This is a genomic window from Acetobacterium sp. (assembly GCF_039830195.1).
Taxonomy (GTDB): domain Bacteria; phylum Bacillota; class Clostridia; order Eubacteriales; family Eubacteriaceae; genus Acetobacterium.
Window position 1 is genome coordinate 35373 of record NZ_JBDODG010000041.1, and the last position, 22511, is coordinate 57883.

The following is a 22511-nucleotide window of genomic DNA, read 5'->3' on the forward strand; positions in this document are numbered from 1 at the left end:
CTGACATTGTTTTATCTAAGTATTATAGCATAAAAAGCTATCTTATTGATTAAACCTTTAATTTTCAAGATCTGAAATATCTTCAAATACTAAATCTTCTTCAGGTATTGATTCATCCAAAAGCTCCATTGCTTCCGCTGATTCCAGTTCTTCTTTTAGTTCTAGTAAAATATCATCTGAAAACCCATTAGCATTCTCAGCAACGATTTTGTGCTGATTTACATAATCGATTTTGCTTTTGATATCGATCTTCCAACCGGTTAATTTTGCGGCCAGTCGCACATTTTGACCTTCTTTGCCGATTGCCAGGGATAATTGATAATCATCAACAATAGCAATGGCTGTTTTCTCATCCTTGTTAGGAATGATTTCAACAACTTTCGCCGGACTTAAAGCGTTGGATATATATTCTTCAATATTATCACTCCACTTAATCACATCGATTTTTTCGCCTTGCAGCTCATTGATAATATTCTGTACCCGTACGCCCTTTTGACCAACACAGGCGCCAACCGGATCAATGCTGGGATCATTGGCTTTAACAGCCACCTTGGTCCGCGAACCGGCTTCTCGGGAAATCGAGACGATGTCGACGATGCCATCGAAAATTTCCGGCACTTCTGATTCAAATAGGCGTTTGACCAGCCCCGGGTGCGTCCGCGAGACGTTAACCTGGGGTCCTTTAGTTGTTTTTTTAACCATCAGCAGGTAAACTTTCAACCGCTGATTCAGGGTATAGTTCTCACCGGTTGTCTGTTCCGAAGGCAGCATCACCGCCTCAAGTTTTCCAACCTCAACATAGACAACGCCTTTTTCGATCCGTTTGATAATACCGGTTAGTACTTCATCCTGTCGCTTGAGGTAATCGTCGTAGATGATATTTCTTTCAGCTTCTTTTATCCGCTGAATGATTAATTGTTTAGCATTTTGAGCGGCAATACGCCCGAAATCCCGGGGTCTGACTTCTTTTCTGAAGAAATCGCCGACTGCATAGTTACTATCGACTTCCCGGGCTTTTTCCAATGAGATTTGACTGTGATCATTTTCAGGTACTTCGACAATTTCTTTTAATGCAAATACTTGAATATCACCATTCTCACGGTCAATATTGATCTCGACATTATGCGAGTTACCATAGTTCTTTTTATATGCTGTGGTAATGGCAGCCTCAATTGCTTGAATCAATTCTTCTTTATCAATTGATTTTTCTTCTTGAATTACATCCAGAGCGCGTATAAACTCCTGATTCATATTCGTTATCTCCGCCTTCCGATTTATTCAGCTGATGGAAGAGGTTTGAAATTCAACTCATCCAACCGATTTGCTTTTGCAATTTTACTATTTTCCAGTGTCAGCATTTCACCTGTTTCCAACTCAAGGGTTAATTCTGCAGCGGTATATGATTTTAATACCCCTTCAATATCCTTTTTCCCATCCAACGGTGCGAAAAGATGGATAGCAATTTTTTTATCAAGATTTGACAGAAAATGTTTCTCTTTTTTTAGTGGTCGATCCATACCAGGTGAAGAGACTTCTAAAAAATAACTCTGTTCAATGGGATCCGTTTCATCAAGCAGTTCACTGATCTGTCGGCTGACGATTTCACAATCGTCCAGTGAAATCCCCGTTTCCGAATCGATAAACAGGGTCAGGCACCAGTCTTTTCCTTGTTTTTCAAAGGTCAAATCGGTCAATTCATAGCCGAGCGACTCCACCACTGGCGCAGTCAGTTCTTCTAAAAAGAACTCTTTCGATACTTTTTTCATACTTTTTCCTTTTTATTCTATAATTTACTAAAATTTGCGGGCTTTTTCAGGTAGCCATTAAAATGCTTAATACCTACTTAAAAAATAGTTAAGAGTGGGTCTCCCCACTCTTAATGAAATACTATATAATTGAATAAACAATTAAAGAAATCATATCCATAAAAACAATTAAACTTCTAAAATTTCCGCTTCTTTTTCTTTTAGAATCGTTTCAATGTTTTTAATCTCATCGTCCGTAACTTTCTGAATTTCTTTTTCACCTTGTTTTAAATCATCTTCGGTGATCAGTCCTTCTTTTTGTCCGTCTTTAAGCTCCTGGATGGCGTGTCGGCGAATGTTCCGCATGGCAACCTTGCACTCCTCACCATATTTCTTAACCAGTTTAACCAGTTCTTTACGTCTTTCTTCGGTCAATTGGGGGATCAGCAAGCGAATGATTTTCCCATCGTTGGAGGGATTAAAACCCAAGTCAGATTTTAAAATACCCTTTTCAATAGCAGGGATAGCCGTCGCATCGTAAGGCTGTACGACGATCATTCTTGCTTCAGGAGTACTGATATTTGCCAATTGATTTAAACTTGTCGGTGATCCATAATAATCAACCGTTACCTTATCGAGAATTCGTGGATTTGCTCTTCCAGCCCGTAAGCTGCCCAGGCTCTCGTTAAGGTTCTTCAGTGCTTTATCCATTTTTTCATTTGCTGTTGCTTTAATCTCATTTACCACCTTCTATACCTCCTGAATAATTGTTCCGATTTTTTCGCCCATGATCGCACGTAAAATATTTTTCGGTTCATTTAAACCAAACACTAGAATAGGAATGTGATTATCCATACATAAAGATGTCGCCGTTGAGTCCATCACCTTCAGACCTTGATTCAATACATCGATGTATGATAATTCGGAATAGCGAATTGCATCAGGGTTAACCAGAGGATCTGAATCGTATACCGCATCAATGCTTTTTGCTAACAGGATAATTTCGGCATCAATCTCAGCAGCTCTCAGCGCTGCGGTTGTATCGGTAGTGAAAAAGGGATTTCCGGTACCGCAGGCAAAAATGACAACTCTTCTTTTTTCGAGATGACGAACTGCTTTTCGGCGAATATAAGGCTCAGCAATTTGTTTCATTTCGATTGCTGTTTGAACACGAACAGGCACTTCCATTTCTTCCAGGACATCCTGTAAACCAAGAGCATTGATACAGGTGGCGAGCATTCCCATGTAGTCTGCGGTGGATTTATCCATACCTTCGCCGCTTCGTCCCCGCCAAAAATTACCGCCGCCTACAACTATGGCAATTTCAACACCCAGTTCAAAAACTTCTTTGATCTGGCTGCAAATTGATTGTACCGTTGGGGTATCGATACCATGACCGGCACTTCCGGCTAATGCTTCACCGCTTAATTTTATGATGACACGTTTGTATTTCGGTTCCAAAAAGACTCCCCCTTTCATTTTCTATATTATATCGTAACCAGTAACAATTTACAATCTTATCAACGGTAAAAAAAGAACACGAATGTGTTCTTTTTAAGCATTTATGCGTTTAATTGCTTCGCTACTTCTTCGGCAAAGTTTTCTTCTTTTTTCTCTAAACCTTCACCCATTTGGAATCGGGCAAATCGTCTGATTTTAACATTTTCGCCGATTGTCATGATTTGTTCTTTAACCAGATCTTCGATGGTCAGATCAGGGTTTTTAACAAAAGGTTGTTCCATCAGACAGATTTCTTTATAGTACTTGCTAACCCGGCCTTCAACCATTTTATCAACGATCTTTTCTGGTTTGCCTTCATTTAATGCTTGTGCCCGCAGAATTTCTTTTTCTTTTTCAAGTTCTTCGGTTGGTACTTCTTCTTTGGTCACATATAAGGGATTAGCTGCCGCGATATGCATCGCTACATCTTTAACAAAGTTTTTGAATCCATCATTTTTTGCTACGAAATCAGTTTCGCAGTTAACTTCAACAAGGACACCGATTTTTCCACCCATATGAATATATGATTCAACGATGCCTTCAGAGGCAATACGTCCAGATTTTTTATTGGTTGCTGCCAGTCCTTTTTCTCTTAACAAAACCATAGCATCTTCAATATTTCCGTCTGTTTCAACTAAGGCTTTTTTGCAGTCCATCATTCCGGCACCACTTTTAGCTCTTAATTCTTTTACTAATTTTGCGTCCACTTTTCTCCTCCTGATAGTAATTATAAATTATTCTGCTGTTGTAACTTCAGCTACTTCTACAATTTCAGCAACTTCAGCAACAACTGCTACATCGGCAGCAACTACTTCTGCTACTTCAGCTACTTCTACAACTGGTGCTGCTACTGGTGCTACGACAATTTCTTCTTCGACTTGTTCGCCCTGTCGGCCTTCAATAATAGCATCTGAAATAACAGAAAGGATTAAAGCAACGGCTCGTATCGCATCATCATTACCAGGAATGATGTAGTCAATTTCATCAGGATCACAGTTAGTGTCGACGATTCCGATAATTGGAATACCCAATTTTTTAGCTTCGGCGATGGCAATTCTTTCTTTTTTGGTATCAATAACGAAGATTGCTCCAGGAACACCCTTCATATCTTTGATGCCGCCTAAGAATTTTTGCAATTTTTCACGTTGACGTTTCAGTTTAATAACTTCTTTTTTAGGCAGAAGCGCAAAGGTACCATCTTCTTCCATTTGTTCAAGTTCATTTAATCGGTCAATTCGTTTGCTGATGGTACCGAAGTTTGTTAAGGTTCCACCTAACCAACGATGATTAACACAGTAGCTTCCACTACGTTTTGCTTCTCTTTCAATGCTTGTTTGAGCTTGTTTTTTAGTACCGACAAAAAGAATTTCTTCGCCATTTTCAGCCAGTTCTTTAACAAAACTATAAGCTTTTTCGATTCTCTTCACAGTTTGTTGTAAATCAATGATGTAGATACCATTTCTTTCTGTGAAAATATATGGAGCCATTTTTGGATTCCATCTGCGTGTCTGGTGCCCAAAATGCACCCCTGCTTCTAATAATTGTTTCATTGAAACACATGCCATAATCTATTCCTCCTTGGTTTTTCCTCCATCCTCATCAATCAAGAACAACGACCTGAATCCAGGCACCTGATGTCTCTCAGAGAATGTGTGTAATACATACCTTAATATACTAGCACAGTCAAATGATTTGCACAAGTTCTTTTTTCATTTAAAGTAAATATTTTTGGTAATTATCGCGTTTTTCGGAGATATTGAAGACCCGCTCCACATAATTCATATCGATCGTAAAATCATCTTGCTCATAATCTGATGCATAAAAGGATATTTCTTCCAGTAATTTTTCCATGACGGTGTGTAGTCGCCGGGCGCCAATATTTTCGTCTTCTTCATTTTGTAGATAGGCAATTTTGGCAATATATCTAACTGCTTCATCTTCAAAAATCAGATTGACGTTCTCGGTGCGGATCAGTTCCTGATATTGCTTGATCACCGAATTTTCCGTATGGGTCAAAATCTGAATAAAGTCTTCCTCGGTCAGGCTGTCCAAATGAACACTGATTGGAAAGCGCCCCTGCAGCTCCGGAATCATGTCCGATATTTTTGAAACATGAAAAGCTCCAGCGCCAATAAATAAAATGAAATCCGTTTTGATCGGGCCGTATTTAGTATTAACGGTACTGCCCTCAACGATTGGTAAAATATCCCGCTGGACGCCTTCTCTTGAAACATCCGGGCCATGGTTGTTGCCATTTCCGATAATTTTGTCGATTTCATCAATAAAGATGATGCCATTTTGTTCTGCATCCTTGACACCCTGCTCATTGACCTGATCCATATCAATCAGTTTTTGGGCCTCCTGATTGATCAGTATTTTTCTGGCCTCGGAAATTTTCACACTCTTCTTCTTTTTCTTTTGCGGCAGAAAATCGCCCAGGATATCATTCATATTAAAAGACATGCTGTCGTTGTTCATCCCCTGCATAATACCAATGGTTTTTGATCCGTCGTCATCAACTTCAATTTCGATCACGGTGTCTTCCAGCAGGCCCGCTTCTAATTCCTTCGCTAAAGCTTCCCGTTTTTCTTTTTTTGTTTTTTCTTTTTCGGCATCGCCTTCCAATTCATATTGGGTCGGGGTAGTCGGTGGCGATGGTTTCATAAAGATATCAAAGGGGGTTTTGAGGGTTTCCTTGATTTTTTTAGAGGGTACCAGAACATCCAGAATAATTTTGTTGGCATTCTTTTCGGCTTCAACATAAACCTCTTTCATTTTTTCCTGTTGGACATTACGAATGGCGGTGTTGACCAGATCACGTACCATCGACTCCACATCGCGGCCAACATAACCGACTTCGGTAAATTTTGTCGCCTCAACCTTAATAAATGGAGCTTTGACCAGTTTAGCCATTCTTCTGGCAATTTCTGTTTTACCCACCCCGGTTGGTCCGATTAAGATGATGTTTTTGGGCGTAAATTCGTCGATCAGATCAGCCGGCAGCAGCGAGCGGCGATAGCGGTTTCTAATGGCGACAGCGACGGCTTTCTTGGCCGACTCCTGACCAATGATATAACGGTTTAATTCCGTGACAATCTTTTTGGGTGTTAATTCTTTCATAACCATTCTTCCGTTTCTATAATACTTCAACAGAAATATTATTATTCGTAAACACACATATTTCTGAGGCAATTTTTAACGATTCATAGACCATTTCTTCGGCACTGAGGCTTGAATGGCTTTTTAACGCTCGAGCTGCCGCAAGGGCATAGGATCCGCCGGAGCCGATGGCGGCCACATCATCATCCGGTTCGATGACTTCCCCATTTCCCGATAAGACCAGAGTCTCCGATTCATCCATGACAATCAACAGGGCTTCAAGCTTTCTGAGGATCTTATCAGAACGCCATTCTTTTGCCAGTTCCACAGCGGAACGTTTTAAATTGCCATTGTACTGTTCGACTTTGTGTTCAAATTTTTCGCACAGGGTAAAGGCATCGGCGACCGAACCGGCAAAGCCGACTAAGATTTTATCGTGATAAATCCTTCTGATTTTTGTCGCTTTGTTTTTCATGATCGTTTTTTCGCCCATGGTTACCTGCCCATCTCCGGCAATGGCGACCTGACCGTTATGGCGTATTCCTACGATGGTTGTTGCATGAAACATATTTTTTCTCGCTTTCTTATCTAAATGTACAGTACTTTATTCTGCCGTCGGCGCTTTATATCCGCAGTCTTTTTTATCGCAATAGATCGATTTTCGTTTACCAAGACCCTTCTGAAAAAGCGTTGATCCGCAGACTGGGCATTTTTCAGGAATCGGCAAGTCCCAGTTCATATAGTCACAGTCCGGATAATTGCTGCACGAATAAAAGGTTCGACCGGTTTTGGAGGTTCGTTTGACGATATCACCACCACAGACAGAACAGATACCACCCGTTTTTTCAAAAAACGGTTTCGTATTTTTGCATTCCGGAAAGCCTGGACAGGCCAGGAAACGACCGAACTTGCCTTTCTTGATAACCATCCGACGGCCACACAATTCGCAATCTACATCAGATTCGGGATCGGCGATTGTTACCGCTTCTGCCTTTTCCTGGGCATTGGTCAGTTCTTTTTCAAAGCCTTTGTAGAAGTTCCGCAGTAATTCAATCCAATCGGTTTCGCCCTCAGAAACTGAATCCAGACGATCTTCCATTTCGGCTGTGAAAGAAATATTAACGACTTCACTAAAATACTCTTTCATTAAATGGGTTACGGTAACCCCCAGCTCGGTGGGTTTAAAATGTTTGTCTTCGACTTCGACATAATCGCGATTCTTAATGGTGGCGATGGTCGGAGCATAGGTACTCGGTCGTCCGATGCCCTTTTCTTCTAGAATTTTAACCAACGATGCCTCGGTATAGCGAGCCGGTGGTTTGGTGAATTTTTGCTCTTTCGTCGTCTTAAGTCGAACCAGGTCATCACCGATGGTTAATTCCGGTAGAATACTATCGTCATTTTTACCGGCACCTTTACCAACCCGGGTAAAACCGTCAAATTTTTGGGTTTCACCTTTGGTTTTAAAAATCAGATTGCTGCAAGCAACGTCCACATCCGTCACATAATACTGAGCGTCGGCCATCTGACTGCACAGCAGTCGTTCCCAAATAAGCTTATATAACCGATACTGATCGGGTTCTAATGAATTTCGGGCTTCTTCCGGAGTCAGCACGACCGATGAAGGTCGAATAGCTTCATGGGCATCCTGGATATTTTTCTTTTTTCCGACTTTTTTTTCACTGCCCAGATAATCTTCACCAAAATGCTGCTTGATGTATTCTTTGCTCTCCTGCACCGCTTCGTCGGCAATCCGGGTTGAATCGGTTCTTAAATAGGTAATTAAACCGGTCAGGCCAACGCCCTTAATGTCCACCCCTTCATAAAGCTGCTGGGCCAGACGCATGGTTCGTTGGGTTGTAAAGCCCAGCGACTTATAAGCTTCCTGCTGGAGCGTGCTGGTGGTAAAAGGCAAGGGCGGTTTCTGAAATCGCGTTCGCTTTTTAACATTTCCGACCACAATCGCATTCGCTTCCACTACCTTTTCTAAGCGAATCGCCTCTTCGGCATTGGTAATGGTTTTTTTCTTACCGTCCTCAGAATAAAATTTTGAAATGAATGTTTTGTCATCATCATGCTTTTTTAAGAGCAGCTCCAGATTCCAATACTCTTCCGGAATAAAGGCCGCTATCTCCTCTTCCCGATCGACAATAATACGGGTGACAACCGATTGAACCCGACCGCCGCTGAGCCCCTTTTTAACTTTCTTCCACAAAAAAGGACTCAGCGAATACCCAACCAGTCGATCCAGAATACGTCGCGCCTGCTGAGAATTGACTAAGTCGATATCGATGGTTCTTTTGTTGTCGATGGCGGCATTTACCGCTTTTTTTGTAATTTCATGAAACTCGATCCGGCATTTCGTATTTAAATCAATTTCCAGAAAATTTGCCATGTGCCAGGATATGGCTTCGCCTTCGCGATCAGGGTCAGTAGCAAGATAGACTTGATCCGCTTTTTTGGCGGCATTTTTCAATTTTTTAAGCAATTCAGCCTTGCCCCGAATTTTTATATAATCAGGTTTAAAATCTTCTTCTATATTAATACCAATCCGACTTTTGGGCAGATCAATCACATGTCCCATGGTTGCTTCAACCTCATAGCCTTTTGGTAAATACTTTTTAATTGTTTTTGCTTTTGCCGGTGATTCAACGATTACCAGGGTTTTGCTCATTGAATACCTCCTTCTTTCTTAATATTAGTGACGCTTTCTCTCTTGAAATAGCCACATTATAGCAAACATTTCCACAAAATACAAACTTATGCCGTCGAATATAACCCATTGTCCTTAAATTAACATAATATTTCCGTAGTTGATCAAAATAATTTCGCCAATTTCCATCATCGTCAGCAGACTGTTCACCTGACTGATGGGTAATCCGGAACAGGCTACCAGCTCATCGATGGTCCGATAACCCTTTCTGATCAGATCAAATAGCTGCTGTTCTTCGGCCGTTGCCATCGTTGCGATGGATGGATCATTACTTTCTTCACTGCTCTTCGCTGTCTGATCAAAAATAATATAATCCTCCAGGATATCATTCGGATCCGTGACCAGTTTTGCGCCGTCTTTAAGGAGTTGATTTCCACCGGCCCAGTTAGCACCACCGATATCCCCGGGAATCACATAGATGTTCTTACCCTGTTCCAAGGCATGGTTAACCGTTATCAGCGAGCCGCTTTTCTTACGGGCTTCAATGACCAGCACCCCCTGGGAGAGTCCGCTGATGATCCGATTTCGCTGGGGAAAGTGATATGGCAGCGGCTTCTGTCCCAAATTAAATTCCGTGATAATCAGGGCTTTCTCCGCCATCAGCTCAAAGAGTTTTTTATTAACCCGGGGATAACAGATATCGATGCCGGTACCTAATACCCCAATGGTGCTGCCCAGTTCATTCACACTGCCCCAATGGCTTTTACCGTCAATGCCATCAGCCAACCCACTGACAATTGTAACCCCCCGGGATGACAGCGATTGCGAAAACAATTTGGCATATTTTTCTCCAGCCACAGTCGGGTTTCGTGAGCCAATTATCCCGATGGCCAGGGGCGCCTTCAGTAGCGATCGGTCGCCTTTTGCATACAACCCCAGCGGCGGCGTATAAAGATTAGTGAGCGCGTCCGGAAACTCGGAATCATAGCGGGTAATTAAGTGAATGTTGTTTTGCTCCATAACTAACAAATCATGTCTGGCTTTATCCAGCGATCTGGCCTGACAAAGATAATCCACCGCTATCTGATCCATTATTTTTGTCTTGGCAAGGGTATCCGGACTTAATGAAAAAATAACTTCGGGGGATTCAAATTTTTCAAGCAACATGTTTTTTTGCTTGATTGATATTTTTTCAAGACTCATAAACCATAGCCAATAAATTAATTCTTTCACCGCTCTGATATCCCTTCTTAATCCATATGCCCTATAGTATCATAATTACTATCTAAAATAAAAGCTTTTGCAAACAAAAAGACCCGGCGCGTTGAGTATTAAATCTCGCGCCGGGTCCCAATGCTTAATTGTTTTGACTATTCAATGACCTTTAAATTTGTATCAATATTTTTGGTGACATCCTGGCCAAACCATTTCATTGATAACTCTGTCAGTTTTCCGTTTTCTCGCAAAGTGTCCAATGCTGTATTCAATTGATCATTGAATGCCGTATCGGCTTTTCGAACAGTGATGCCGATTGGTTCGTTTGATAATACGGCTGAAGAAACCTCATAAACGTCTGGTTTTAAAGTGGTATAAAACTGCGCAACGCTGATATCGGTCATGATATTATCAATCTGTTTTCCTTCCAATGCAGCAAAGGCATCCAGCATCGCATCATATTTATTCACCGTGTATTCAACATTTTCCTGGGTTTTCAGAGCTTCGGCCGCGTAATCTGCAGTGGTTTCAATTTGAACGCCAACCGTTTTACCAGCCAGATCCTTTGGTGTTTTAGCAGGGGTTGCATCTTTACGGGATACAATTACAATCCCATTGGCAAGATAGGGGGCCGTCATATTAAATCCGGTAAGCCGTTCTTCGGTGATACTGGTTCCCGACAAAACAATGTCATACTGGTTTGCGTTAAGACCGTTGAAAATGCCGTCCCAGGCAGTCGGAACCCATTTGATTTCGACTCCCAGCTCATCAGCCAGAGCCTGGCCCAAGTCAATATCAAAACCGACAAGTTCATTGTTTTCATCCCGGAATTCCAAGGGCAGATACATATCATTGGTTCCGGCGGTTAACACGCCATCAGCCAGTGGGTCTTCACTACTTGTCGTTTTGCTGCCACATCCTGTTAAAAACAACGCAATTCCCAATACAATAGTGATCAATAGATAACTTTTTCTTTTCATTTCTTCCTCCTGAGGTATAAGATATGCCTTTAATTATATTTTGCTATGCATAAAAATTCAAGTTTTATTTGCTGCAATTGAACAAACAGCTAAAATCCCGTCTATTCAAGATTCCAGCTGTTTCTCTGTTTTTCATTATTTATTGGTCTGATTTATCATTCACGGTTACCCGGTATCAGCAGCACCGATGCCGAGGCATGACGGACAATATTATGACTCACACTGCCTAAAAATATTTCTTTGATAAAACCCCGACCCTGGGTACCCATGACAATCAAGGGAATCTTTTCTTCCTCAACATGTTTAATGATCTCTGCGGTTGGCGCCCCATAACGAATAATTATATCGACTTCAACGTCGTTAAGTGACAGCAGTTTGTCTTTAAGTTTTTGGAGCCGACCATTATCGATCTCATTAAACTCAACGAGTCGATGTAAGAGGTAGGGATTGATTTTTGATTCATCCTGAATATGAAAAATCGTCACCTTCTTGACCCCATTTTTCACCATCTCCTTAACTTTTTCAAAGGCAATATCAGCATTCTCAGAAAAATCGGTGGGAAACAAAATATGCTCCATCAGATCCGTTGTCGCCGCGTTAAGACGTTCCTGATTCGAATCCTTGATGAGCAGGATCGGTTTTACGGAACCATATAAAATATCATAAGCAATCCCGCCTAAAAATAAGGACCCTACAATCGAGTGTTTTTCGGCGCCGACAACAATTAACGAATAGTGCTCTTCCTGAGCAATCCGATTGATTTCATTTTTAATATTGCCAGAAATGATTTGAGTCTTGACGGCAAACCCCTGCTCAGCTAACATCGCCGACTGGTTCTTTAAATTCTCATTGAATATGGATGTTAAATAGGACGAAACTCCGGCGTCTACATCCTGAGGATTAAAACATTGGATAAGCAAACATTCCTCAGCACCCAGAGACCTCAGGCTCTTAATACATTTCACCATCTCAGAAGATGCGTTTGAAACCTCAGAAATAACAATTATTTTATCAAACATAACAACCCTCCATAATTTTTGAATAATCCCTCACGCAAATGATCTATTTTATTTATACCCGTTTGAGATTATTTAAACGTTATTGCGACATTCTTCGTCTCCGGCAGTTTGAAAAATTAATCTCTGTCTGTCGTTTCTATTTATCAGCCGCGATTGAAACATAAAAAAACCTGATGAAATCATCAGGCGACTGGCGTGTTTAACTACTTAACGAGCTTATCTTTCGGTTCCAATAAAAAACAGGGCAACTGTTCCCGGGCCGCAGTGGGCTCCAATAACTGGTTCAATCAGGTGCACGAGAATATCCGCGGTACCAAATTTCTGTTTAATTTTATCAGCCAGATAGTTGGCATCTTCCAGACAATCACCATGAGAAATATAAATAGTCTGGTTTTTGGGGTCGATTGCTGTTTTTTCCATTTGCTCCAAAAGAACCCGGAGCGAATTCTTTCGGCCGCGTATTTTAGAAACCGGAATCAGACGACCGTAATCATCCATGTGCATGACCGGTTTAATGCTTAGCACTGTCCCCATAATTGCACTTGACGCAGAGACTCTACCCCCACGCATCAAAAAAAACAAATCATCCACAGTAAACCAGTGACAAAGATGGAAGCGATTCTCAATAAGCCAGTCGTAAACTGATTCGATTGATTGCCCGCCTTCGCGAAGTTTTGCGGCGTGGGTTACTAAAAGCCCCTCACCAAGGGATGCGCCCAGGGTATCCACTGCCAGAATTTTTGCATTTGGATAATCAGGTTTCATTTCCTCCATCACCTGACAGGCGGTTTGATAGGTTGCACTGAGGGCTGATGAGAAACCGATATAAAGAAGATCTTTTCCCTGGCTGAGAATATCCTCAAATAGATCGCGACAGGTCCCCGAGCTCATGCAAGAGGTGGTGATGACTTCTTTGTTTCTCATCCGTTTGTAAAACACGGTTAAGTCAGTTCGTTGTCCCTTAACATAACTCTCGTATTCCTCCTCGCCAATTCGGTATAAAAGGGATAGAATATGCAGGTTGTATTTATTAATTAATTCATCTGGTAAATTAGCAGAAGAGTCCGTTACAATTTCAAAGCTCATTACTTCCACTCCTTTTTTTAGCGTTGATACCATACTAATACAGAATCATCGACAAATCAAGCAGAAGCGGTTATTTATATTCTAAACGATCAAATTTGTTTTTATAAGTTACGAACAATGATTTATTTCTTCATGCTCTCCGAATAATTCCACTTACTCCAGATTATTTTCGCTGAACAGCATCTTCTTCTTGAGATGCGACAGATCATCCTCCTCCATTTTGATCAGATCTAACGATATTTTCATATTTTCAGTGAGTTGAGTCAGCGTTTCCTGATGATTTTTTATGAATTTATCGGCATTATAATTTAACGCCTTAATTCTTGCATCACAGCTTTCATTGGCATTTTTTAAGGACTCGTTTAAATCAGCTAGCTTGTCAGCCAGGCGGTCATTTTCTTCTGATAAGCGATTTTTTTCCGTTAATAATACGCTTCTTTCCCGTAGAATATCATCGTATTGACTTTGCAGGACATCATTGGCTGCTTTTGTTAGCTCAACAAAATTACTTTCTGAAACAGACTCCGGCAGATTTTCTTTTGCGTAAGTTTCGATCTCAAAATTCAACTCTCGCACCATTGTCTTTAATTGATCCAATTGCGCTTTCATTTCCTTGCTTTCCTGCTCATAGCCCAGGTATTCTTCAAGTTTATTTTGTGATTCAGCACTGGCGGCGCTAATATCCGTATTAACAGTTTCTGACTGCAGAGGTCTTTGATTGTCGCTCAATTCCTTGACTAATTGGTTCAACTCTACATTTTCTGTTTTGAGTTCATCAATCTGATTTGACATTTCGGATTTTGAACTTTTGCAGAGATTATACATTTCACCATACTGATCCCGTTCCTGTTTTAACATCGTTATCATGGCGGCATATTCTTCCAGTCGATTATTAAAGGATTCCTCGGCGCTGCGTAAATTTTCGGTTAGATTGTCGATATACTCCGTTACTTGTTTTTTATTATATCCGCCCATTTCTTTTCCAAAAGATAATTTTGTTTTTGATTTTTCTGACTTATCTCTGAGCTCATCTAAGGTTAGTTGTTCGGATTTTTTTGCCATGATTAATCATACCTTTCTCAATTACTGTCTGATAACAAGACGCTGATTGATTTCCAATTTGTAATGAATACCGGATCCAGATTTTAGCTCCAATACCCAGTATGCCGTTTTGATATGAGGACTAACTTTTCCTGGCCCCATTTCTTGTTCCATATGCAGTATATCCCCGTCTTTTGACAAAAATATCACGTCAATCGGAAATTTCAATCCAAAGGTATGAACCTGATTGCATTTTTTTAGTAAAAGCCCCTGCTTTTCATTTAACCCATCTGTTTTCAATAAACCAACCAGGCGGGTGAAAAAGCGATCAGCTACTTTTATCTCACTGAATAATACCATGTCGTTTCTTAAAATACTGCAATTTTCCATTATTTTACCCCTCAACCGAACTGTTTGACAAGCTGTAAAATCGTCGGTCCCAGCAGAACGATAAATAACACCGGGAGAACAAAGAAAACCAGCGGTATCATCATTTTTACCGGTGCTTTCATCGCTTTTTCTTCAGCTCGCTGTCTTCTTTTAATCCGCAATTCTTCTGATTGAGCCTTGAGCACATGATTAATGGGGATCCCCAATTGTTCGGCCTGAATAATTGAGCCGACAAAAGTTTTCAATTCTTCAACTGAATTACGATCGGCTAAACTCTTGAGTGCATCTTTTCGCGGTTTTCCAAAGTTGATTTCGGAGTGCACGATATTCAGCTCCGCGACCAGTACCCCACTTAAACGCTCGCCGATTTTAATCAATGCCGAATCAAAACCCAGTCCCGCTTCCATGGTGACAGATAAAATATCCATAATATCCGGCAATTCATTGGAAATAGCGCCTTGGCGCTTGTTAATCTTGAGTTTCAAAATGATTACCGGAAAAATAATTCCCAACAGCATACTGACAAAAACAAATAATAATTCATTTAAGATGTTCCAACGTGTGAAGATGGTTATAATAAACGCGCCAATAAAAAAGCCGCCAAAAACCATTAATCGAATCGCATTATATTCATTGACGGTAAGCTGCAAGCCCGCCAGCCTGAGATTTGTTTCGGTTTTTTTGTTTTGGACACCACTTTTTTTGGGGAACAGTGATGATATTTTCTTGATTAACGATTGATAGATCGGCAGAATCACCCGCTGAAAAAAAGGTTTTTCAAACTCATCACCCAGATCATTTTTATTTCTTTTTTTAATCGCCTCAAGTCTTTTCTTTTTAGTATCAGCGACTTTTGCCTGATTATAAAAAACAATCAGTATCAGGATAAAAATTAGCGCTGAAACACTAATTGCTAAAAATGTCATCGAACTCCACCTCTTTTCTGTCTAAACTGAGTCATTGAATTTTATTCTAAAATTTTATATTGACAATCCTGCGGATGACCAGGTATCCAATAATCTCCATAACAATGGCAATGACAACCATTGCGATGCCTAGATTGGATTCAAAGAAAATCGTCACGTAGTCGGGATTAAACAATAAAAAAACAAGAATAATAGCCACCGGCATTAAACCAACCACGAGACCTGAGGTTCTGGCGGTGGCAGTCAGCACCTTTATTTCGTTCTTTATTTTGAACCGTTCTTTGATGGTTCCCGAAATATTTGTCAAGATTTCCGAGAGATTGCCCCCGGTTTGACGCTGAATCAGAATCGCCGAGACGATCATCATAAAGTTCTGGCTGCCTATTTTTTCGGACAACCGGGTTAAAGATGTTTCAATTGAACTTCCTAATTTCAATTCTTTAACAACACGGCCAAATTCTTCCGAAATCGGATTTGGCATTTCAGTTGAAATACTGACCAGGGCCTGTTGAAAAGTGAGTCCCGCCTTCAAACAGCTGCTCATGATACTGATGGCATCAATCAGCTGCTGTTCAAACAATTCGACCCGTTTCGCTCTTTTTTTATTCACATACAACGGCGGGGTTAATAATCCAAAAATCAATAAGATAATGGATAAGATAATATTACTGCCCAGCATAAACAGCAAGGTTGAGGGAACAATGGCCAGGACAAACCAAAATAGCAGAAATTCTGAAGGTCTGATCAGAATTCCGGACATTGACAGGTCGTTTTCCAGATTTTTCAGCACCTTATGTTTGGACTTGTCGCGATTTCTTTTGACCTTTTTCAGACTTTCCAAATCGGCATTTCTCAAACTTGTCATTGCTTCAAATCGCTTTTGCATTTGACGCTGATCGGCAGTAAGAGCGTACAACAGCAGCAGTACCAGAAAGAAAACCATGATCATAATTAGTAAGGTGACCATTAAAGCGTTCATTTTATTACCCCATTATCGTTCATTTATTCAATAAACCAATCATCATTGATCATTACCCCATTATGAGCAATTTTTTCTAAGCAACGGGGTTTGATGCCCATGCTTTTAAACCGCCCCTTGAACTTCCCATCGGTGTCTAATTGTCCCGTCATTTCGTAGCTGAAAATATCCTGCATAACGATAACATCGCCCTCCAGTCCGGTAACCTCGGTAATGTTGACCACCTTTCGGGTGCCATCCCGGAGCCGGGATTGCTGAATAATAATGTCAATCGCTGACGTCGTTTGATCCCGGATTGCCCGCAAGGGTAGATCCATCCCGGACATTAACACCATGGTCTCAATCCGCGACAGCGAATCCCGCGGCGTATTCGCATGGATCGTCGTCAGTGAACCGTCATGGCCGGTGTTCATGGCTGGAGCATATCGATGGTTTCCGCTGACCGGACTTCCCCAACAATGATGCGGTCCGGCCGCATACGCAGGGCATTGACCACCAGTTCCCGAATCGATACCTTACCTCTTCCTTCCAGGTTGGATGGACGGCTTTCCAGGGTAATGACGTGATCCTGGAGCAACCGCAGTTCAGCAGAGTCTTCAATGGTAATAATACGTTCGTTATCAGGGATAAAACTGGAAAGAACGTTGAGCATGGTCGTTTTACCGCTGCCGGTCCCCCCGAAACAATGATATTCAGTTTCCCTTTGACACAGGCTTCCAAAAACGACAGCATTTTTTTCGAGATCGAACCATACCCCAGCAATTGATCCGTCGTAATTGGTTTTTTTGAGAATTTTCGAATCGTAATGACTGGCCCCACCAACGAAAGCGGCGGAATTACAACGTTTACCCGGGATCCGTCCTGGAGCCGGGCATCCACCATCGGGCTCGATTCATCAATGTGACGGCCGACCGATGAGACGATCCGGTCGATGACGTTCATGACATGCTGGTTATCTTTAAAAACCACCTGGGATAACTGAATCTTCCCGTTTTTTTCAATATATACCCGGTTATATCCATTTACCATTATTTCTGAAATATCCGGATCATTTAAAAGAACTTCAAGCGGTCCATAACCGATAATCTCATTAAGCAGTTCTTCGGTGATTCGGCTGCGATCCAGCCGGTTGATGTTTTCCGCTTCAACGGTCATGACATTTTCCAGGATTCTTAATATTTCAATGGTGTTCTCTTTGCCGACCTTTTCAACCTTATTATTATTGATTTCATTGATAACTTCCTGATGGACTCTGTTTTTCAGATCCTGGTGGATGTCAACATGAAAAACTTCCTTTTTGCCTTCCTCCTGGGCATTTTCTTTTTGTCCCAGCCGCTGTTGTTCCATTCTTTCCAGAAGTCCCATTTTCTTACCTCATCTATTGATTCGTATTAACTGACCCGATGGTCAATTGTATTCACTACATAATTGGCAAGTTTTTTAAGATCTTTACCAATTTCCGATTTTGGTGCATCCAGGACAATCGGTATGCCCTTGTTGTGCGCGGTGGTCGCCGTCTTAAAATCGAAAGCAATGGTATTCTTTACCTGTTCATTCAAGACCCGTTGCATGTCTTTTAAACTGATCAGTCCCTTTGTTAGACGATTGATGACGAGTTCCGTTTTCTCTTTCTGCTGCAGGGACTCAAGAATATTCAGGGTGATCCTGGTATTACGCAATGTCGAAATATCCTGAACCGTGACCAGGAGGACCAGGTTTGAATTTTCAATGGCCGCCATGGTAATATCACTAAACACCGGAGCCGTATCAATCAGAATATAATCATAAAAGGGCCGCATCGTATCGATCATGGTTTCAATGTTTTTGGGCGAAACATATTCGGCATACTCCGGGCTCTTGGGCGCACAGACAATGCTGACACCCGAAAAGTGTAATGCCATCATCCGCTTGATGGCGTCAATGTCTCCGGCATCGTTACCCTGGGATAGTTCCGAGATAGTATCCTTCGGGTCAATGTCAAAATAGACGTTGACATCCCCAAATTGAAGATCGGCATCGATAACAGCCACTTTTTTTCCCATTTTTGCCAGTGCCACCGCTAAATTTACGGTAATAGACGTTTTGCCAATGCCGCCTTTTGCACCAAAAACCGTAATAATCCAGGACTGCATGTTATTTGAAGCTGTCACATCAGAATTTTCCATCCGGGATTTTTCCATATAATGGGCTAATTCGATATTTTCTGTCAATGTTTCGGTATCAATGGGAAACTGCAGTACTTTTCGCACTCCCGCCAGCATGACTTTTTCAATCATACTCACATCAAAACTGTCACATAACAGAATCACCGCACAACCGGGTATCTTAATGTAGATCTTTTCAGCTAAATCGATGGCCGCTTTGAATTCATCTTCGCATTGAATAATCATCACATGGGGTTTTAAACTGATGGATTTCTCCACAACATTGTCATCCAGCTTTGAAAATCCGATAAATGCTACCTTGTCATTTCGCAGCAGGCTCTTAATTTCATAGATCCGATTGTCGTTGTTTCCGACAATCATTACTTTTATCTTTTCCATCGGTTCATCCCATTTCATTTATTATCATTTGCCGATGCTAGTCTATTAAAAACCTTAAGATGGACTGGGTGCTGTACCTAAAATTGCACGATCTACAGGTGACCGCAGGACCAGGCGATATTTCAGTTCCATACCGGTTAATACCGCAGCGTGTACTTTCTCTACCGGTGCAACGGGAACTAAGAGGGTCACCGATGTGTATTCCCCGCCTTTATCACCGCTGCTTTTAGGACCAATTTCTAGAATTTCAATGTCTTCGACAATATACCGTGAACTGATCACGCCGTTTTCCAACACTTGTGCGACCAGATCGACCCGGTCACCTTTTGTTAAATACCCACCTACGCCCCTGTCTTCATCGACAAGAATGGTTACACCACGATAATTCGGTTCAATGGAATAAGATAAATTATTGTTTTCCTGATTGGTATCACTTAAACGACTGGTCAGGATCTGTTCATCAGCTTCGATGTTCTCTTTGGTAATTCGCCCTAAAACATCATCCTGATTGGCAATTGATAATTGATGAACCATTTCAATGGGAATCTCTTCTATTTTCAGCATTTCTTTTTCAATAACGGTACCCTCGGGAATTGCTTGTGCCGCCAAAACAACTGGTTGGGTTTCTGGATTTTTTCCTTTTTCCAGCGATGATGCAAACTGAAAAACAGCAAAACCTGTTATTAGAGACACAATCAATGCGATTATGATGAGTTTTTTCATAAATTTCTCCATTCGATTGATTAATGGGTTGATGCTTGATATCTACCCAGAATTCAATCAATTATTAATTATTCTGACAGGATCAAATTATATAATCCAAAATCACCTTCTGTACCTTCCCCGACATTGCTACCTGAGGATGCTCCATTTGTGACCATATTTAGGAAAGAGCCAGTAATTTCACCTTTATCCGTTTGATTTTCGAGAAGAAATGCAGCAAAACCCTCAACAACAACAGTTTGCTTGTCAATCGCATAAGAATAGATGGGAACCTTGACAATTCTTGGGCAGGTAGGTTCAAAATTATCTGTAGTGCAGCCAGTTCCACCACTGAGAGCGCCGAAATGGGTACAGCCGAAATAGCGTTCATCAAACCCCTGAAAGGTCGGACCTTCCATATCTCCCGGTTCTTTCAATAGCACATCACCAACACTGATTTCGCCGGCATAACCCTGGGTAATCCAGATTCGATAGTCGCTGGCACCGCCGCCCTGCCCATCCAGATCCAGGGCACCAAAAAAGGATGGTGAATCACTCCAAACGTTTTTCTCCCCATACTTCAAGGTGACGTGGGTCAGGTTGTTATTGGCCAATCTGGCATCCATTTCTTCTTTGGTCAAACCAATTTGGGCAACGCCACTGGTTCTGATGACTGGCGAAAGTTTTGCAACCGCACTTCTCGAGAGAGCGAGATAGTCAATCCCGAATATTTTAGCAAAATTCATGGGTACGGATTTATCCACGGTTACGCGTATCTCAGTATATTGACCATTACTGATTTTACCTAAAATAATATCATCTTGCGTTAAACCCTCAAATCCATTCAGGCTGGCATAATTGATGGCACTATTCTTAATCTGATAGATTTTAGCCGTATTGCCCGTTTCAATGGGTAGCAACCGCCCCGATGAGTACACCGCTGCATCGGCTGCTTTTTGCTGTTCCCCGGTACTTAAAAAGGCCAGACCCAGATCAATCACCAGGGCCAGAATTCCCATTATAAAAACCAACGAAACGGCCACAATAATCAATGCGTCCCCATGTTCCTGATCTTTAATTTGTTTAAATAATTTTATTTTTTCTAGTAAGGCCATTAACTTTTTCATTTATTCCACCTTCATGGTGCAGGATGAAGAAAGATTCATGGTTTCACCCTGGACAAAAACGCCCACAATCGGCGTTAATATGCTAACATCATCACTGATTTCAACGATCACATCTCCCAGTCGTGGGTTTGTTGTATTCGTAAAAGTAATGGTGATATCTACTGTATCAGCAATGTTATCCGGTGCAATCGCCCGGACATGCGCTTCGATTTCCGTTTTGCTGGTTGAATGAACGATTGCATATCGTGCGCCCTCTCTTGAACAATAATCAATACTGTTTTGGTTCATAAACAACCAACCAAAATCGATGATTGCACACAAAATCATAATCAAAATTGGCAGCGTGATCGCAAGCTCAACAATAGCTTGTCCGTCTTCATTTTTTATCCTTTTGATTATGTTTGCAAACATTTTTCCTCCCTGATCATTCATAAATGAAGATCTACATTTTAGCCTTTTAAGGACGACCCGCGTCAATCACTAAAGTCCATTAAAAAAGGCATATTGATTACGTCTGGCAGAAATCTCTACTCTGACGTTGCCAATATGCCACTGGTTTCTTCACAGTAAACACAATAACTACCTTAGACTTTATGCTGCTAATTGGGTTCCGATATCTGTAAAGAATTGACCAATTTGTGGTCCTAATAACCAGATCGCGGCAATCGCTGCCAAGGCAATTCCAGCAATAATCAAGCCATACTCAACCATACCCTGTCCATCTTCTTCTCTCATCATCCGCGCAAATACGTTTTTCATTTCTTTCTTCTCCTTTAAATTATGATTAAATTTGTAACCGTTAACATTTATTTTTGATTCTTAAAATAACATTCCAAATTCGAACAGGTGATAGTTTGAATTTATAAGATTTAAAATTAAAACCGATACAAAACCGGATGCCATAAACGGCTCCAAAGCGACTTTTGATTTTAGATTACCTTTTCCTCTGATAATCAGATAACCGGCATAAATCATCAGAAAGAATGTCATGATCATAATTGCTGATATAATGCCATAAGCACCTACGCAAAAACCAACAGCAGCTGCATATTTTACATCTCCCCAACCAGCGCCCTTCCCTATCATTGCCGGTAAGAAGAAAATAACAAAACCAATCAATAAACCAAAAACATTCATCCCGATACTGGTAATGGGCTGCCCCGTTATTATGAATGCTCCCCCGACAAAGATCGTCATTAATACCAATTCGTTGGGGATTTTTTTTATGCTGATGTCTACTGCCGAAAGAATGATACCGATAGAAAAGAGCAGCATACATTCCAGTGTTTTTGATTCAAGTCCGTTGAGCTTGACAAAGATCAGCCAAGTGATTGCATTCATCATTGCCCAAAAGATGGTTTTAGTAAGGCTGCCTGAAAACTGATGGTGCATCAGTGTGTTAACTCGCTGCTTGATCAAATACATAGTCGCTTTTTCCATCAACACCCCAACGACTGCTCCGATTAATATAACCAGTGCTATTGTCGCTAATTGATCCATTAGCAC

Annotated in this window: 23 protein-coding genes and 1 pseudogene; all 24 read right to left on the reverse strand. The window is 41.2% G+C overall.

The features are described from left to right. Positions 1-57 precede the first annotated feature (57 nt). A complete protein-coding gene (nusA, locus tag ABGU93_RS12865) occupies positions 58-1251 on the reverse strand; it encodes a transcription termination factor NusA (RefSeq protein WP_347413843.1) in 1194 nt (397 codons plus the stop codon). A gap of 23 nt (positions 1252-1274) precedes the next feature. After that, positions 1275-1766, reverse strand: a complete 492-nt coding sequence (gene rimP, locus ABGU93_RS12870) for a ribosome maturation factor RimP (protein ID WP_347413844.1) — start codon at positions 1764-1766, stop codon at positions 1275-1277. 168 nt (positions 1767-1934) lie between these two features. Further along, positions 1935-2492, reverse strand: coding sequence for a ribosome recycling factor (gene frr, locus ABGU93_RS12875; RefSeq protein WP_347413845.1), 558 nt, complete (start codon positions 2490-2492; stop codon positions 1935-1937). Positions 2493-2495: 3 nt separating this feature from the next. Then, a complete protein-coding gene (pyrH, locus tag ABGU93_RS12880; protein ID WP_347413846.1) occupies positions 2496-3206 on the reverse strand; it encodes a UMP kinase in 711 nt (236 codons plus the stop codon). Between the two features lie 101 nt (positions 3207-3307). Then, positions 3308-3952 (reverse strand): translation elongation factor Ts, encoded by a 645-nt coding sequence (gene tsf / locus ABGU93_RS12885; protein WP_347413847.1) that lies wholly within the window; start codon positions 3950-3952, stop codon positions 3308-3310. A 27-nt stretch (positions 3953-3979) separates the two neighbouring features. Next, a complete protein-coding gene (gene rpsB / locus ABGU93_RS12890) occupies positions 3980-4810 on the reverse strand; it encodes a 30S ribosomal protein S2 (protein ID WP_347413848.1) in 831 nt (276 codons plus the stop codon). A gap of 148 nt (positions 4811-4958) precedes the next feature. Continuing rightward, complete coding sequence (gene hslU / locus ABGU93_RS12895; RefSeq protein ID WP_347413849.1) at positions 4959-6365, reverse strand: ATP-dependent protease ATPase subunit HslU; 1407 nt, start codon at positions 6363-6365, stop codon at positions 4959-4961. A gap of 16 nt (positions 6366-6381) precedes the next feature. Next, complete coding sequence (gene hslV, locus ABGU93_RS12900; protein WP_347413850.1) at positions 6382-6912, reverse strand: ATP-dependent protease subunit HslV; 531 nt, start codon at positions 6910-6912, stop codon at positions 6382-6384. 36 nt (positions 6913-6948) lie between these two features. Further along, positions 6949-9018 carry a type I DNA topoisomerase gene (gene topA, locus ABGU93_RS12905; RefSeq protein WP_347413851.1) on the reverse strand — a complete coding sequence of 690 codons (2070 nt, stop codon included), beginning with the start codon at positions 9016-9018 and terminating at the stop codon, positions 6949-6951. A 114-nt stretch (positions 9019-9132) separates the two neighbouring features. Continuing rightward, positions 9133-10230 (reverse strand): DNA-processing protein DprA, encoded by a 1098-nt coding sequence (gene dprA, locus ABGU93_RS12910; protein WP_347413852.1) that lies wholly within the window; start codon positions 10228-10230, stop codon positions 9133-9135. 137 nt (positions 10231-10367) lie between these two features. Then, a complete protein-coding gene (locus ABGU93_RS12915) occupies positions 10368-11192 on the reverse strand; it encodes an ABC transporter substrate-binding protein (RefSeq protein WP_347413853.1) in 825 nt (274 codons plus the stop codon). A gap of 155 nt (positions 11193-11347) precedes the next feature. Continuing rightward, entirely contained in the window at positions 11348-12211 is an 864-nt protein-coding gene (locus ABGU93_RS12920; protein WP_347413854.1) for a universal stress protein, read from the reverse strand. A 216-nt stretch (positions 12212-12427) separates the two neighbouring features. Then, positions 12428-13297, reverse strand: a complete 870-nt coding sequence (locus ABGU93_RS12925) for a DegV family protein (protein WP_347413855.1) — start codon at positions 13295-13297, stop codon at positions 12428-12430. A 153-nt stretch (positions 13298-13450) separates the two neighbouring features. Continuing rightward, positions 13451-14359 (reverse strand): hypothetical protein, encoded by a 909-nt coding sequence (locus ABGU93_RS12930; protein ID WP_347413856.1) that lies wholly within the window; start codon positions 14357-14359, stop codon positions 13451-13453. A 21-nt stretch (positions 14360-14380) separates the two neighbouring features. Next, on the reverse strand, positions 14381-14728 hold the full coding sequence (locus ABGU93_RS12935) for a DUF192 domain-containing protein (RefSeq protein ID WP_347413857.1): 348 nt from the start codon (positions 14726-14728) through the stop codon (positions 14381-14383). 11 nt (positions 14729-14739) lie between these two features. Continuing rightward, positions 14740-15654 (reverse strand): type II secretion system F family protein, encoded by a 915-nt coding sequence (locus tag ABGU93_RS12940; protein ID WP_347413858.1) that lies wholly within the window; start codon positions 15652-15654, stop codon positions 14740-14742. Between the two features lie 46 nt (positions 15655-15700). Further along, positions 15701-16633: a type II secretion system F family protein gene (locus tag ABGU93_RS12945; protein ID WP_347413859.1), complete on the reverse strand. Its 933-nt coding sequence runs from the start codon at positions 16631-16633 to the stop codon at positions 15701-15703. 23 nt (positions 16634-16656) lie between these two features. After that, a pseudogene (locus ABGU93_RS12950) lies at positions 16657-17998 on the reverse strand (CpaF family protein). A 26-nt stretch (positions 17999-18024) separates the two neighbouring features. Next, the gene (locus ABGU93_RS12955; RefSeq protein ID WP_347413860.1) at positions 18025-19194 is read right to left on the reverse strand and encodes an AAA family ATPase; all 1170 of its coding nucleotides are present in this window, start codon (positions 19192-19194) and stop codon (positions 18025-18027) included. Between the two features lie 36 nt (positions 19195-19230). Beyond that, positions 19231-19899, reverse strand: coding sequence for a Flp pilus assembly protein CpaB (cpaB, locus tag ABGU93_RS12960; RefSeq protein ID WP_347413861.1), 669 nt, complete (start codon positions 19897-19899; stop codon positions 19231-19233). Positions 19900-19967: 68 nt separating this feature from the next. After that, positions 19968-21005, reverse strand: coding sequence for a pilus assembly protein TadG-related protein (locus ABGU93_RS12965; protein ID WP_347413862.1), 1038 nt, complete (start codon positions 21003-21005; stop codon positions 19968-19970). After that, on the reverse strand, positions 21006-21416 hold the full coding sequence (locus ABGU93_RS12970) for a TadE family protein (protein ID WP_347413863.1): 411 nt from the start codon (positions 21414-21416) through the stop codon (positions 21006-21008). 180 nt (positions 21417-21596) lie between these two features. After that, positions 21597-21764 carry a Flp family type IVb pilin gene (locus ABGU93_RS12975; protein WP_347413864.1) on the reverse strand — a complete coding sequence of 56 codons (168 nt, stop codon included), beginning with the start codon at positions 21762-21764 and terminating at the stop codon, positions 21597-21599. 60 nt (positions 21765-21824) lie between these two features. Continuing rightward, on the reverse strand, positions 21825-22505 hold the full coding sequence (locus ABGU93_RS12980) for a prepilin peptidase (RefSeq protein WP_347413865.1): 681 nt from the start codon (positions 22503-22505) through the stop codon (positions 21825-21827). Between the last annotated feature and the right edge of the window lie 6 nt (positions 22506-22511).